The organism is Luteitalea sp., assembly GCA_009377605.1.
Lineage (GTDB): Bacteria > Acidobacteriota > Vicinamibacteria > Vicinamibacterales > Vicinamibacteraceae > WHTT01.
This window is the reverse complement of record WHTT01000032.1, coordinates 38,031-52,933: the sequence shown is the minus strand read 5'-3', so window position 1 is coordinate 52,933 and position 14,903 is coordinate 38,031. Positions and strand designations below refer to the sequence as shown.

Annotated in this window: 8 protein-coding genes and 1 pseudogene; 4 read left to right on the top strand and 5 right to left on the bottom strand. The window is 62.9% G+C overall.

The genetic code is table 11. From position 1 onward, the window contains the following. Position 1: 1 nt before the first annotated feature. A complete protein-coding gene (locus tag GEV06_12845) occupies positions 2-2,032 on the top strand; it encodes a DUF3604 domain-containing protein (protein ID MPZ18783.1) in 2,031 nt (676 codons plus the stop codon). A 104-nt stretch (positions 2,033-2,136) separates the two neighbouring features. Continuing rightward, positions 2,137-3,189, top strand: a complete 1,053-nt coding sequence (locus tag GEV06_12840; protein ID MPZ18782.1) for a DUF4325 domain-containing protein — start codon at positions 2,137-2,139, stop codon at positions 3,187-3,189. Between the two features lie 30 nt (positions 3,190-3,219). On the opposite strand, the gene GEV06_12835 is transcribed toward GEV06_12840, so the two are convergent. After that, on the bottom strand, positions 3,220-5,157 hold the full coding sequence (locus GEV06_12835; GenBank protein MPZ18781.1) for a heavy metal translocating P-type ATPase: 1,938 nt from the start codon (positions 5,155-5,157) through the stop codon (positions 3,220-3,222). 18 nt (positions 5,158-5,175) lie between these two features. On the opposite strand from GEV06_12835, the gene GEV06_12830 reads away from it, so the two are divergent. After that, on the top strand, positions 5,176-6,105 hold the full coding sequence (locus tag GEV06_12830) for a methyltransferase domain-containing protein (GenBank protein ID MPZ18780.1): 930 nt from the start codon (positions 5,176-5,178) through the stop codon (positions 6,103-6,105). Between the two features lie 1,018 nt (positions 6,106-7,123). On the opposite strand, the pseudogene GEV06_12825 reads toward GEV06_12830, so the two are convergent. Then, positions 7,124-7,351: pseudogene (locus GEV06_12825) on the bottom strand (prepilin-type N-terminal cleavage/methylation domain-containing protein). On the opposite strand from GEV06_12825, the gene GEV06_12820 reads away from it, so the two are divergent. Further along, positions 7,236-7,754, top strand: a complete 519-nt coding sequence (locus tag GEV06_12820; GenBank protein MPZ18779.1) for a hypothetical protein — start codon at positions 7,236-7,238, stop codon at positions 7,752-7,754. The pseudogene GEV06_12825 and the gene GEV06_12820 overlap by 116 nt on opposite strands. 8 nt (positions 7,755-7,762) lie before the next feature. On the opposite strand, the gene GEV06_12815 is transcribed toward GEV06_12820, so the two are convergent. From GEV06_12815 to GEV06_12805, 3 genes are all read right to left on the bottom strand, one after another. Continuing rightward, positions 7,763-10,264, bottom strand: a complete 2,502-nt coding sequence (locus GEV06_12815; protein MPZ18778.1) for an FtsX-like permease family protein — start codon at positions 10,262-10,264, stop codon at positions 7,763-7,765. Between the two features lie 18 nt (positions 10,265-10,282). Next, the gene (locus GEV06_12810) at positions 10,283-11,689 is read right to left on the bottom strand and encodes a sulfatase-like hydrolase/transferase (protein ID MPZ18777.1); all 1,407 of its coding nucleotides are present in this window, start codon (positions 11,687-11,689) and stop codon (positions 10,283-10,285) included. A 296-nt stretch (positions 11,690-11,985) separates the two neighbouring features. After that, complete coding sequence (locus GEV06_12805; GenBank protein ID MPZ18776.1) at positions 11,986-14,652, bottom strand: hypothetical protein; 2,667 nt, start codon at positions 14,650-14,652, stop codon at positions 11,986-11,988. Positions 14,653-14,903 lie beyond the last annotated feature (251 nt).

Sequence of the window (14,903 nt, the reverse complement as noted above, 5' to 3'; positions counted from 1 at the left end):
CATGCGCTTCCTCTCTCGCATCGTAGGGACGGTGAGCTCACCCAGCGAGCGGAACACAGCTTGGATACCATCGCGGCGATCGTTCATGGCGTGGCTCGGCCTATCACCGTTGCTGTGGGGGTGGCGCATCTTGCCTACCACCTCGGTCAGCGGCCAGGCGCGAGACACCGGCGTGGAGCCACGGATGACCGTTCATCCACGGCGCGCGCTTGCGGGCAGTCATCAGCAGGTCCACTTCGAGCTCAGTGTTGGGGAGCAGCCTATTGTGGCGGGTGGTGGAGTGCGGATCGAGCTGCCGGTCGCGTATCTCGAAACCGCGCCGTCTTACTGGGACCAGCCTCAAACCAACACGCCAGAAGGACGCGGGTATGTGCGGGCTCGTGCGTCGAACGGCGCGAAGATCGTCATCACCCTTGGTGGCGCGACAGGTGGCATCATCGAGTGCATTGTCATGGACGCCTCGCTCGATGGTGGGGAGAGCATCGAGATCGACTACGTCGGCATCGTTCAAAGTCTCACGTGGGATCTTGCCGTCCGAGTGGAATGGAGAGGCAACGCTCAGGAGCCCTGGCAATCGATCTCCGAGCTTCCGACCGTCGATATCGCTCCTCAGACCGCTCGCACGCTCTTCGCCGTCGCGCCCGCGGAACTGCAACGCGATACCGAGTTCGATCTCGCCGTCGTCCTGCTGGACCAGTTTGGCAATCGCGCCACCGGCTACCGGGGCATCGTCACGCTCACGAGCACCGATCCTCGGATCGAGCTTCCCCGCCCTTATACCTTTACCGAAGCCGACGCGGGCGTGCACGTCTTCGAGAACGTCAAGTACGGGACGTTGGGATTTCAGCGCATCGACGTCACCGCCGGCGAGCTGCATGGCCGCAGCAACTACTCGGAGGTCTCCGACGCGCTGCCGCGGCTGCGGCGTTACTTCGGCGAGAGCCACTTCCACACCGGGAGCGGCACCAACCACGAAGGATTCACCACCACCGGGGCCGGTGGAGATCATCGTGGTCACTTCACGTCGGCGGAAGCCGCCTACGCCTACCTCCGCGATGTCATTCGCCTCGATTTCGGGTCCTCCGCCGAGCACGACGCCCCGGCGTTCACCGATCAGGTCTGGGAGCGCAGCCAGCAGATCACCGATTCATTCAACGTTCCCGGCCGCTTCACGACGTTCTTCGCCTACGAGTGGACCGCCGCGCCCTCGGAGGGTCATCACGTGATCGTCTATCCCGAGCGGGGTGGTAAAGCGTTCAACCAGCGCGACTATCCGACGCAACGCGACATCTGGGCCGCCTTCGACGAGCAAGGCAAACCGGTCATCATGATTCCCCACGTGATGTGGGCACAACCAGACCACAGGATCTGGAGCCAGGTCAGCAACAAGTATCGCCGCGTGGGCGAGATCTATTCGTTGTGGAACAACCGCTTCCTCCTACAGCCGGGAGACGAGCCACAGCGCTTCGAGGAAGGCGTCGACAATCCCTGGTCGTACCAATACGCCTGGCATCGAGGACACCGCATCGGGGTGATTGGCTCCTCCGATAATCACATCGGTCATCCCGGCGCCAACAACTACACGACGTCCACTCAGCAGGCGGGTGGCTTGGTTGGCGTGCTCACATCGTCCAACACACGCGAGGCGATCTGGGAAGCCCTCGATGCCCGGCGCACCTATGCCACCTCCGGCGTGCGCATCTTGCTCAGCGTCACCGCGGACGGCCACCATATGGGCGAGGAATACGCCACCGATCAGCCCCCCCAAATCGTTGTCAGGGTGGCGGGCACCAACAAGATCCAGACCGTGGAGATCGTGAAGCACGACAGTCGCGGCTATCGAACTATTTGGCAGCACGAACCGGATTCCGAAACGGGCTCGTTCGAGCACATCGACGACGACTTCACCGAAGACAGCTTCTACTACGTTAGAGTCTTTCAGGTGGATGAGTTCTCCAGAGGAGCCTGGGCATATCCAAGCAATGAGATGGCGTGGTCGAGTCCGATCTGGGTCGAGAAGAGCGGTAGTTGAGCGCTGTGAGCGGCCGAAGCCTACAGATCAGGTAGCGCATCAGTTATTTGACAAACAATGTAATATTATTTGACAATACTGGCCGTCCATTTGACAATAGGGAGGTGTCGAGACGAGGCGAACGAGATGCGATTCGCGCGTTCATCATTCAAGAAGTCCAGGCTCATCCAGTCGATATTGGGCGGGTGGTGTCGGAGCGGTTCGGTATCAGCCGACAGGCTGCGCATTACCACCTAAAGCAGCTTGTTGGAAAGGGTGTTCTCAAGCGGGAAGGTCGAACTAGAAACATACGATATGAGTTGTTGGCGTTTGAGAAGCACGCCGCCTTTCCTGTCTCCAAGCAAACCGAGGAACATCAGATCTGGCAGGAGTTTGCCGAACCGTTTCTGTCGGGTCTCCGCAAGAATGTCCTCGATATCTGCCATTACGGATTCACAGAAATCGTCAACAATGTTGTTGACCATTCTGAATCGCCGCGGATGCTCCTCACTTTGAAGAAGAGCCCCGATTCCGTCGAGATTCAGGTCCGCGACATCGGAATTGGGATCTTTCGGAAGATCCAAGAAGAACTGAATCTCGAGCATCAGCGTGAAGCGGTTTTTGAGCTGTCGAAGGGCAAGCTGACGACGGATGAGCTCCATCACACAGGCGAGGGCGTATTCTTCACGTCACGAGTCTTTGACAAGTTCTCGATTCTCTCAGGTGAGCTGTTCTTGACCCATCGGAGGGACCAGGAGGACTGGCTTATCGAGGATCGGCACGATCCGATGAAGGGAACGTCCGTATCCATGCAAATAGCACCGACCTCGAAACAGACACTTCAGGAGGTCTTCGACTATTACGCGGTGCCACAGGACGATTACGCGTTTAGCCGGACACGTGTCGTCATTAAACTGGCCGAGCAGGCATCGGGACCACTCGTATCTCGATCGCAGGCGAAGCGCGTGCTTGGTCGGCTATCTAAATTCAAGGAAGTTCTATTCGACTTCACGGGTATTGATGCCATCGGACCAGCTTTCGCTGATGAGATCTTCCGCGTCTACAGAACGCTGCACCCCGGCGTAGCGCTGGTGCCATTGCAGATGAACAACCAGGTTCGGCGGATGGTGGAACGCGCAGTACGGCATACACCATTGAGTGACGACGAACCACGATAGCCACCATGCGGCCCTCATGGCGCGGTCCGGTCACAGCACCGCCCGCCGCAGCAACTGCGCATTGAGCGCGACGATCACCGTGCTCGCCGACATCAGGACGGCGCCAGCGGCCGGATGTAGCACGAACCCTTGGCCCGCAAGCACGCCAGCCGCCCGCGGGATCGCGACCACGTTGTACCCGGCAGCCCACCAGAGGTTCTGCACCATCTTGCGATAGCTCGCCTTGCTCAACCCGATGATGCGCGCGACATCACGCGGATCGTTCCGGACGAGTACCACGTCGCCAGCTTCGACTGCTACGTCCGTACCCGCACCAATCGCGATGCCCACATCTGCCGTGAGCAGGGCAGGTGCGTCGTTCACCCCGTCACCGACCATGGCGACACGCTTCCCTTGGCGTTGCAGCTCCTCGACCGTCGCCGCCTTCTGATCAGGCAGCACTTCTGCGTAGACTCTGTCGATCCCGAGCTCGTCGGCGACGGCCTGTGCCACAGCCTTGGAATCGCCTGTCAGCATTACGACAGCGATTCCGTTCGCGTGGAGCTTCTGCACGGCTTCGAATGATTCCTCACGGATTGCGTCCGCAACGGCAAAGACCGCCAGCGGCCGGGCGCCCTCGAGCAGATAGATGGCTGATTGCCCGCGCGCGGCCGCGCGATCTGCTGCCTCGCGCAGCCGCGCCTCCGGTGCTGCGTCGAGACGCCGGAGCAACGCCGGGCCGCCGACGTGCAGCTCCCGGCCGTCGACGCGCGCCTTCACGCCGTGCCCGGGAATCGCCTGGAAGTCTTCGGCAGTCGGGACCGCAATCCCCTGCTCCTCGGCGCTCTTGACGATGCCTTGGGCGATCGTGTGCTCGGAATCGCGCTCCAGCGCCGCTGCTAATCGCAAGGCTTCCTCTGGCGCGAGGCCATCCTGCGTCGCCACGTCCACCACACGGAACGCGCCGCGCGTCAACGTGCCGGTCTTATCGAAGATCACGGTCGTCAGCGTGCGAGCCTCTTCCAGGCCGCGCCGGTCGCGGACGAGTAGCCCGCTACGCGCACCGAGCGTCGTGGAAATCGCGATCACGAGCGGGACCGCCAACCCCAGCGCGTGCGGACAGGCAATGACCAGCACCGTCACCACCCGTTCGATGACCCAGGCCTTCTCTGCGCCCAGGACGGTCCACGGGATCAGCGTGAGGGTGCCCGCGCCAATCGCGACCAGCGTCAGGAAGTACGCCGCACGATCGGCGAGCGCCTGCGCGCGCGAGCGCGATGCCTGTGCCTGCTCGACGAGCCGCATGATGCCGGCAAGCGCGGTGCGATCGCCGGTGCCTGTGACGACGACGCGCAGTGAGCCGGTGGCGTTCACGGTACCGGCAATGACCTTGGCCCCAGGCTCCTTGCGCAGGGGCCTGGACTCACCGGTGATCATCGCTTCGTCCACGTCGCTCGTGCCCGACTGTACGATGCCGTCCGCCGGCACGCTGGCGCCAGGCCGGATCAATACGACGTCATCGTCTCGGAGCTCCGCAATCGCGACTTCGTCCGTGGTGTCGCCTTTGACGCGTACCGCGGTGTTCGGCAGTAGCCGTGCCAGCTCCTTGAGCGCCCCTTGCGCCTGGAAGATCGACCGCATCTCAATCCAGTGCCCCAGGAGCATGATGGTGACGAGCGTCGACAACTCCCACCACAGCGCCATTCCTCGATAGCCCAGCGTGACGGCGACGCTGAAGACAAAGGCCACGGTGATCGCCAGCCCGATCAGGATCATCATGCCTGGCAGCCGGCGCCGCAGCTCTTCGAAGGCGCCCTGGAGGAAGACGCGCCCGCCGTACACATACACGGCGGTGCCGAACAATGGTGGAATGTACGCCGAGCCAGGAAAGACCGGAGCCGTGTACCCGAGCCACGCTTGCAACTCGTGGCTCCAGATCAGCGTGGGGATGGTCAGCGCCAGCGTCAGCCAGAACCGATCACGAAACATCTCCACGGTGTGCCCGGCATGCTGGGAACGCATGCCATGGAACGAGACCGGGCCCATGAACGAGCGTGTGACGATATAAACCGCCGCAGGAACTTCTTCACCGGCGAGCTTGCGCTATCTTGCGTTTCAGGAACGGCGAGACCAATGCAACCGGAGATACGGAAGGTCGCGGATTCGTTCAACGCACGCGCTGGTACGTATGCCCAAAATGAGTGGCATCGACGCTGCGCAGAGCGTCTGGTCGCATTGTGTCGGCTTCGCCCCGGCGACCACGTGCTAGACGCCGGCACGGGGACGGGATTTGTGGCATTGGCGGCAGCCCACGCCGTGGGTAGAGAAGGTCATGTGCGGGGTGTCGACATCTCCCCTGGCATGCTTCGAGAAGCAAGGGCGGCAGTGCGAGACTCCGGCCTCGCGAACATCGAGTTGATCGAGGCCGACGCCACATGCTTACCGCAGCACCAGCCCGAGACCGTCGACGTCATCACCTGCGCAGCAGGCCTCCTCTACATGCCGGTTATCGACGCACTTCGAGAGTGGCACCGATTGCTGAAGAAGGGCGGGCGCGTGGCATTCTCAACAATGCGGGCCGGATCGCCCGTCGCAGGGCGCATCTTCCGCGATTGTGCCGCGTCTTTTGGGATCTCACTGCACGATCCGAGCGAGCCGATCGGCTCGGCGTCGGCCTGTCGAAGTGTCCTCGAAGCCGTTGGCTTCGAGGTCGTCGATATAGTGGGTGAGGCCGTCGAGCTCACGGCACAAGACCTGTCGCTGGCGTGGGAGTCGAACTTTGGATCGCCAGCGCACGCCGACGTTCGGCGCCTGAGCGACGAGGAACAGCGTTCACTCGAGAGCATGTATCTGGCCGCGCTGGCCCGCGAGGAAGCGGACAATCCAGAAGCTCTCAGCCGCGCTGATGTTCTCTACGCCGTGGGACGACGCGGATGATCTTCCGAATGAAGGGGCTGCAAGAGGCGAGCAACGCCCAATCGGTCGACAACGTCCCCGGATCCGCACCTGCGCGCACGTAGCCGCTGTGCCCGCACCGCGAAGCTGTGGGGCGATAGCGATCAGCACGGGAAACTTCTCCCCATGCTGATCGCTCGGCCAGCGGCGTCCGTGGTGATCTTCAGAGACTCCCGGCGGTCTGCAGCAGCACATCCGCGTGAACGGCAGGCAAGGTGCGGCCCCTGACCTTTTGCAGCAGTGCGGTGAACGTGTCAAGCGCCTGCTGTCTCTGTCGCGCGCTCCCGTATCGTTCGGCGCGCTCGGCCTGCTGAAGGAGCCGGAGGAGCTCCAATCGCAGCTTGCGGTCGGAGACATACTCCCGGCTCAGGCTGGCGAGGTCCGTCAAGTTGAACATCGCCGGCGCAATAGCCTCCGGCTCCGGCAGGGGCACGCCCGGAAGTCGCAACCAGTCTTCGTTGTAAGCGCCCACGTGCATCGCAGCGGCGACATCCCGGGCGAAGGCATCGAAGGCGGGACGAACCGAACCGTCCGCGATCAAGGAAGGGGCCCCGCGCTGGAAGCTGGCCAAGGTGAACGTCCCATCGTCGGCAGCCAGGTTGCGCAGGGCCGCCCCGACGTCAGGGCTTGGCGCCGCCAGGAAGCTGAGGATGGAGTGGCGCGCGTTGTCTTGCTCGATGAAAGGTAGGAGGCCCATCAGGCAACTAAACGCCTCCGATCCGTGGCGCAGCGCCGCGTTGAACATGCGCATCCTCCCCTCGCTGGCGTTTGGCGTAGCGTAGAAGAAGACGCGCATCGTCGGTCCCCTCTCTCCCAGCGCCACGTCGAGCACACCGGTCTCCGATCCGGTCACCCCGGGCAAGGGCTCCGCGAGCAGTGTGATTCGCTCGGGAGCGATTACCGAGGCCACGAGTTTGAAGCCATCCTTCGCCGGCTCAGGGATCCCCCCAGCGGCGAGGATTGCCTCCAAGCTTTCGGGAAAGCCGCCATTGCGTTCGGCATACGTGTGCAGGGCGACACCGAGCTGGGTCAGATTGTCGTGGCACTGAGCGCGGTTGGCGGCCTCTCGGACCTTCTGCACCGCCGGCAGGAGCAACCCGATGAGGATCGCAATGATCGCTATCACCACCAGCAGCTCTATCAAGGTGAAGCCGTGCTGGCAGCGGCGAACGCGCAGAGAAGCCCGCTCGGCTACGGCGAATGGCTGCGATGCACTGTCGGTCGTCATGATTCCTCCAATCACGAGAGAAAGCTCAGCGGTGTCAGCTCTGCTATCCACAACGACGAAAAGACAGAAGCCGAACAGCTCAGCTCCAGCTCGGTCGGTCGGCTCGTCGTGCAGAGCGGTCGCGACATTCTTCGAGATCGTCGACGATCCCGCCCATCACCCTGTCTTCGTCCATTGTCGTCGCGGCGCCGACCGCACCGGCACTTTCGTCGGCCTCTACCGCATCGCCCGGCAGGGCTGGGATGGTGACGAGGCCTACGACGAAGCACGCGAGGTCGGCATGCGGTGGTGGTATTTTCGCGTCAAGGGCTATCTCGAGGACTTCGGCGAGGATTGGGAGGACACGCGAGCCGCAGCGCCCCTGCCGCGCGGCGGCGCGTTCGCCGAACGCGCCCTACCCTGACAACTCCTTCATTCCGCGCGAAGCGCCTCGGCGGGATCGATGCCCGCCGCGCGGCGTGCAGGAATCAGGCAGGCGGCGCACGCCACGCCCAAGAGCAGGAGCGCACCGAGACTGAACGCCACCTGATCCAGTGGCGCTACGCCGAACAAGATGCTGGCCATCGCTCGAGTGGCGAAGGCCGCGACGGCGATGCCCACCAGCAGGCCAAGCACTGTGACGGTGAGCCCCTCACGGAGCACCATCCTGATGAGATCACCACGCGTCGCGCCGAGGGCGGCGCGCACCCCGATCTCGCGGCGGCGCTGCGCGACGTTGTAGGAGAGAACGCCGTACAGGCCGACGCTGGCCAGCGCTAATGCCAGTACCGCGAACGCAACGAGGACGAACATGGCAAAGCGTGGCTCACCGACCGACGCGGACATCTTGGCGGCCAAGGGCCCCAGCCGATTGAGCGTCGCGTTGGGCTCCAGTTGCCGCACGACTCCCCGCAGGAGCGGCGCGATCGACGCTGGATCGCGCTCTGCTTTCACGATGATCGTGCCCCCGATATTCATACCGTCGCCGTACGCGGTATAGATGTGCGGGTACGGCGGTGCATCCACCGCCGCAGGCGACACGTCTTCCACGACACCGACGACCTCGACGACGGCGTCATCCCTTCCGAACCACTTTGGGAACATGCCTACGAACCTCCGGCCGGTCACCGGCTTGCCATCGGTGAAGTAGGTCTTCGCGAACGTCTCGTTCACCAGCATCGCGCAGATGGGCGATGTCATGTCCTGGTCCCGGATGAACCGACCCTCGGTTAGCCGCATGCCCAGGGCCTCCGCGTAACCGGGTGTGATCACGGCATGGTGGGCTTGCGCTCTCACGCCCTTGCCATCAGCCGTCGTCATTCCCGGCAGGTCGAAGCCGGAGCTAGAGATCGCGCCGCCAAACGGCGCCATGGTGCCGGCACCAGCCGCGCGCACGCTCGGTATCGCGCGTAAGCGCTCCAAGGTGGAAATCGTGAGCTGGGACATCCGCGCATCCTGTTCCTCTTCTGCGTCCTCTCGAGTGTTGGCGGCTTCACTCAAGTGGAGATCGGCCGTGAGCACGTTCGCCGAGTCGTAGCCCGCATCCGTCTGGACGAGCTCGACGAAGCTGCGTGCGAGGAGCGCCGCTCCGACGAGCAGCACAACCGCCAGCGCGGCCTCGATCACGAGAAGCGCCCGGCGCATACGTGCGCCCGGGGTGCCGACGCTGCGTGCACCGCCGGCTTGCATCGACGCGGACAGATCGACACGCGAGCTCCGGAACGCAGGCGTGGCGCCGGAGACCACGCCAACGAAGACGGCTGCCAGGGCGGCGACGGTGAGGAACCACAGGTCCACATGGACCTCCTCGAGGCGCGGGAAGTCCGCTGGCGCCAGCAGCGGCACGGTGGCGGTAAGCGCCCATCCGAGGAACATGCCCACGACACCGCCGATGAGCGAGATCACGAGGCTCTCGGTCAGGAGCTGCCGTATTAGTCGCGCGCGTTCCGCCCCAAGCGCGGCGCGAACAGCCAGCTCGCGTGCGCGGTCAGAGTTTCGCGACAGGAACAGGTTTGCCACGTTGGCACAGGCGATCAACAGTACCAGCCCAATTGCCGCCGCCAGCACGAGCAGCGCGGGCCGCACGCTCATCGTCATTTGGTCCACGATCGAGCGGACCCGTGCCTCGACCGGCCCTCCCTTGCTGAACTGCATGTCGGCAACCCAAGGGCGCTCGACGCTTCGGGCGTACGCCGTGCCCTCGGCCTCGGCTTGCGCCATGGTCACGCCGGCTTTCAGCCGCCCGATGGCGCCGACGACGTGAATCGTGTTTGCCTCTGGTTCCACCTTTGGGACGGCGAGCGGCGTGTAGAACGTGATCTCGCGCCGGTCGTCGCGCAGGCCAACTTCCCGTTGCGGGAACGCGAAACCAGGCGGTGCGATCCCGATGATCCGATGATCCTCATCGTCGATCGTGAGCGTCCTCCCAAGAACCGCGGGATCGCGACCGAAGCGTTCACGCCACATGGCGTGTCCGAGCACCACGACCGGCGCTGCCCCCTCTCTCGCGTCGTCCTCGCTGAAGAAGCGGCCCAGAGCGGGCGACACGCGAAGCACACGGAACAACGAGGGCGTCACCCGCGTGCCGCGAAATCGCTGTGTGTCTCCGAGTCCCGTTACAGTGTAATCAGCGCCGTGGAAGGCCGCGATGTCCTGCAGGCTCTCTGACGACCGCGACCATGCGTGATACGTCAGATGACTGAGACGCTCGCCTGGAATCGGGGCGCGGGCTCCCGGATGCACTTCCCACAGCCGCACGAGCCGCTCCGGCGCCGGATACGGTAGGGGGCGTAGCAGCACGCCATAAACCACCGAGAACACGGCCGCTGTGCCGCCCACGCCAAGAGCAATCGTGACTAGCGCGGCCGCTGCGAAACCGCGATTGCCGGCCAACAGCCGGAGGGCTTGCCTCACATCGCGCACGAGCGCATCCATGACGTCTCCTCCGATCCGTTATTCCCGCACCTTCGCGTGCCACTCTTTCCATTTGCGGCGCATTTCTTCTTTTGTCTCGTCGTGCCCGTCCGTGAGCATCAGGTCTTCTACTTCATTCGGATCGGTCTGCAAATCAAATAGCTGCTCATATATCGGATCCTGATCGACATACCGGATATATTTCCAGCGCTCGGTTCTGATCGCTTCAGTGGCAGGAATCTTGGGATGCTCGAACAGATGCTCGTAGAAGAATTCCGTGCGCCACTCTGCCTTCTCATCATCGAGCAACGGGACCAGACTGCGCCCTTGCATGGCTGCCCGGTTGTCGACACCTGCCAAGTCCAGAATCGTTGGCGCCATATCCAGCGTCAGGACCATTTCGTCGAGCCTTCGACCTCGCTGAGATCTTTCGAGCCGCGGATCATGCACGATCAACGGGATCCGAAGGGATTCTTCGTGAGGGTACCATTTGCCCGTGAATCCATATTCCCCCATGAACATCCCGTTCTCCGAAGTGAAGATGATGATGGTATCCTCAGCCAGACCCTTGGCTTCTAGCTTTTCTCGAATGCGGCCGACCTGCTGGTCCACACCGCTGATCAAGCGGTAATAGCCTTTCAGACTTTCCTGCGCTCGTTCCGGCCCCCAGAAACGAACCGCCCAACGCGCCCTGTTCTCCGAGTTCTTCAAGAACTCCGGCAGTTGCTCAAAGTATTTCGGATCGGACTTCTCCGGCATCGGGATCTCGACATCTCGATAGAGATCGCTCAGGGCCGGATCGTATTGATAAAGATCGCCGCTGACGTCATAGGAGTCCTGAACATGAGCCGCTTTGAAGCTAATGGACAGCATGAACGGCATTTCAGAGGAGCTTTGATCCAAGAATTCAAGCGCCTGATCGCCTATCAGACCGGTCAGATGACGCTCTTCTCCATTGATCTCATTGATCTGATGAAAATATTGACCCTGTCCCGGAAACGTCTTGTCATAATCCAGGAAATCTTCCGGCGGGGTGCCAACCCCCCACTTGCCGATGAATCCAATTTCGTATCCGGCGTCTTTCAGCTGACCCATATACGTTTGCTGCAGTTGTTCGCGGGTCAGGCTTGTCTTGAAATCATGCACACGATGGCGGCTCGGGTATTGACCGGTCATGATCGTTGCCCGGCTCGGTGCGCAGATGGAGGTAGTCACGAACATGTTCTCGAAGAGAACGCCCTCCACGGCGAGTCGATCGATATTCGGAGTCCGAATAACAGCATTTCCATAAGCTCCGAGCGTATCCCACCGTTGATCGTCGGTTACCAGAAGAATGATGTTAGGTGATGTCTGATGCTCTTGGACGAACCGGCCTTCAGCCGCCGCGATGTGAAACGCTCCTATTAGTAATAGGATGTTGAGAGTTATACGGTTGAGTAGTCTCATCGTATTCACCTAGCGGTTCGGTCAGTCGGCGGCAGCGAGATGATACGCCTGTGCTCGCCGCGGTCAAGGCGCGTCTCCTCATTCTGGCCCAAGTGCTGTGCTGTAGGATTGTCCAAGTAATCACGAGAGCGTACCGCACACATCGCGTGGTTCTGCGCAGTCCCGGCACCGGCGCGTCCGCGGAGGGCTGTGCTAGGTTCGGGCTGCCCTGCAGAACCGAACGGATTTTCACGCGACGCGGCTGCAGGCACGTGCGCAGGAGCTGCAGAATCGCATAGCCGGATAGGGCATCAGCATCAGAAGAATACGCGCGTGCCGAGCTCCAGGCGACGGCCGCTCGCAGCAGCTGTGGGGTGACCGAAGGACGGCGATGTCATCACGCCGCTGTAGCCAGTGAAGTTGGTCGTGTTGAAGAGATTCTGGACGTCGATATACAGCTCGACGCCGCGGCGCGCCCCATGCGTGCCGGTGCCGCCGCGTCGCGACGCAGGGATGTCATCGCTGCGCCAGTGCAGTCGAAGGTCAGTGTTCCGTTGCCACGATCCCCGCTCGCTGTTTCGGCCCACGCCTGATGGCCGGTCGTTCACCACGGTGTCGCGGTTCTCGTCGAAGCCCGTCGTGATCGTGTAGGGCGCCGAGGAATTGACCGTTTCCGTGACCGCAGCGCCGAGCCGATACGGGAGCCGCAACGTCACGTCACCGAAGATCCGGTGCCGGACGTCGTCGGCCGCCGGCCCCCAGTCGGCTGCGGGGTCGTCGTGGTCGGCCGGCAGGCTGAGAGGCCCGTCGGCATCGTTCATCGTCTGGGCGTATCGATACCGGACGAGCCCAGACATCCGGCGTTCCCGCGGGTGTAGCCGAAGGCTGAGCTCGACGCCGCGATCGGTTTCCCGCCCAATCGACTGCACCTCGGTAATCTGTCCAAGCTCGGGATAGGGTCGCTGGCCATCGACCGGCAGGTTGACGTTCAGGCTACGGAATCGACTGGAGGTGGCCTCGCCGAACGCGTTGACCTGCACCTGCAGGGCCGTCGTGAGCGCATGCTCGACGCCGACCGAGATCCGCCGTGTGGCCGGCATCACCAGGGCTTCGGCCGCCTGAATCCGACCGGTCACGGAGACCGCGGGCTCGGCGCCGCTGGCAAAGGGATCCGGCCAGGCGGGATCCGACACGATGAGATCGCGTTGGCGCGTGCCATCGACTCGGAGCGTCTGCTCGTAGATGTTCGCCCCGTACCAATCGTAAGAGACACCGAACCCACTGTGGAGCGTGGTCTTACCCTGCTTCCCGCCCGGTGTCCAAGCCACGCTCGCTCGCGGACCGAAGTTCGTCCAGTCGTCCACCTGCGATTGGAGCTCATGGCGCAGCCCCACACCGAGCCTCAGGTTCTTGGGGAACGTCATCTCATCGTAGATGTACCAACCGAGCTCGTACCGCGAGTACTCGATCGGCGGGTCTCCGATACGCTGTCTGAACTGGCGCGGTTGGCCCGCCTCGTACATCGCCAGGTTCGCGAACGTGAACGTCCCGAAGGTGTTCTCCCGCTGATCGATCCGAGATCCACCCATCGCCCCTTCGAACCCCAAACGCAGGCTGTGTCGACGGTTCAGCGCGATCTCCAGGTCGTCGGCAATCTCCAGCAGGCCCTGGTGCGATCCGCCTCCCCGCTGCGCGCCACCCGAGACGAACGTGTTGCTCACATTGATGGTGACCTCGTCGCTCAGCGACCGGAGGTTCACGTGGTTCCACGAGTACGCCAATCGGAATTGGTTGAACAGTTGCTCGCCGAATGTTCCTGTGTCGGACAACCGCAGCGCGTTTTGGAGGATCTCGCTCGTGTACGCGCGCTCCGGCAGGTTGAGCTGGCCGACGCCCAGGTTGCTCTGCCGCGCGTTGCGCCATTGATACTCCGCACGCAGCGTGTGCGACGCCGTCAGCGCGTGCTCGACACGCATCTCGACGTCTGTCCGCCGCATGTCCTGCGTGATCTTGTCGCTCGGCTTGCCGCTTGGCGAGATCGCGACGATGTCCTGCGCGTCGAACGCACTCGTTCGCCCGGCACTGAGCGCCATGGACGTTTGGTTCTCCACCAGCGGACCGTTCGCGCTCCACAGCAGCCGTCGTGTCTGGCCCACGCCGCGCTCTCGTGCGAAGGGATCACGGGCATCGAGCGACTGGTCGCGGAACCCCACGTCCACATCATGTTCCCAGGTGCTGGCCCCCGGCGTCGTGCTGACCTCGATCCGCGGTCGGCCGGCGCGGTGCACGTCCGGCCCAAACGGGTCGGATCGAAGGCGGATGACGTGAATCTGCGACTTCGGCGGCAGCTCATTACGTCGGAAGCCGTTGACGCGCAGCTCGGCGTCGAAGCCCGCCAGCTCGCGCAAGAGCGCTTCCATCTCGTCCGGGTCGTCTGGAAGCTGCGCGATCTCCTCCTCCGAGATCGTCTGCGAGAACCTGTCAGTCAGCCGCGGCGGGCCCTCATCTTGCTCTACCACGATTTCTTCGACAACGCCGCTGAGCGGAAGCGTGACCGACACGCGCGGTCGACGCCCAAGGCGAACGGCCACGCCTTTCACCTCGATCGGCTCGAAGTCTGGCAGCTCGATACGCAGACGATAGCGCCCAGGCGTCAGATCCGCGATGAGCGCCTTGCCTTCATCGTTCGTGACGGTCGAGATCCCAGTCGTGGCACGGGGGCCGATTACCGTGACGATGGCGCCCGGCAGCACACCGTCCAGGACGTCCCGCACCTGTACCAGGACACTCCCGGTGCGGGCAGAGTGCGTCGCAGGCGAGCCAGCGGCACGAGCGCGGGCGGGCACACCAGACACAAGGACCAAGGTCGCGAGGCACAAAAGCACCCTCGACCAGCGGTTGGCGATCGGCATGAAGTGAGACGTGGTATCGGCGGAGTAGAGCCTGCCTTGCCCAAGGGTCCCCACCATTGGGCAGGCCCGCACGAATTACCAGAATTGTAGTTTACCATCTGCTGCCTGAAGAATGACTGAAGAAGATCCGCTGGGAGTGGGGGGAGGAGCCTGCCGTCAACGCGACTCCGCTCGGTCGACCAGGGCGTCAATCGTCTCAATCGAGCCGTTGACAGGCGAGCAAGCACGCAGACATGGCCGCAGCGATGAGAATTCCCCGCATGACGTGCTTATTTATAAGCTGAGATCCCTTCCGTGTGAACACTTGAACCGGCGGACCTTCA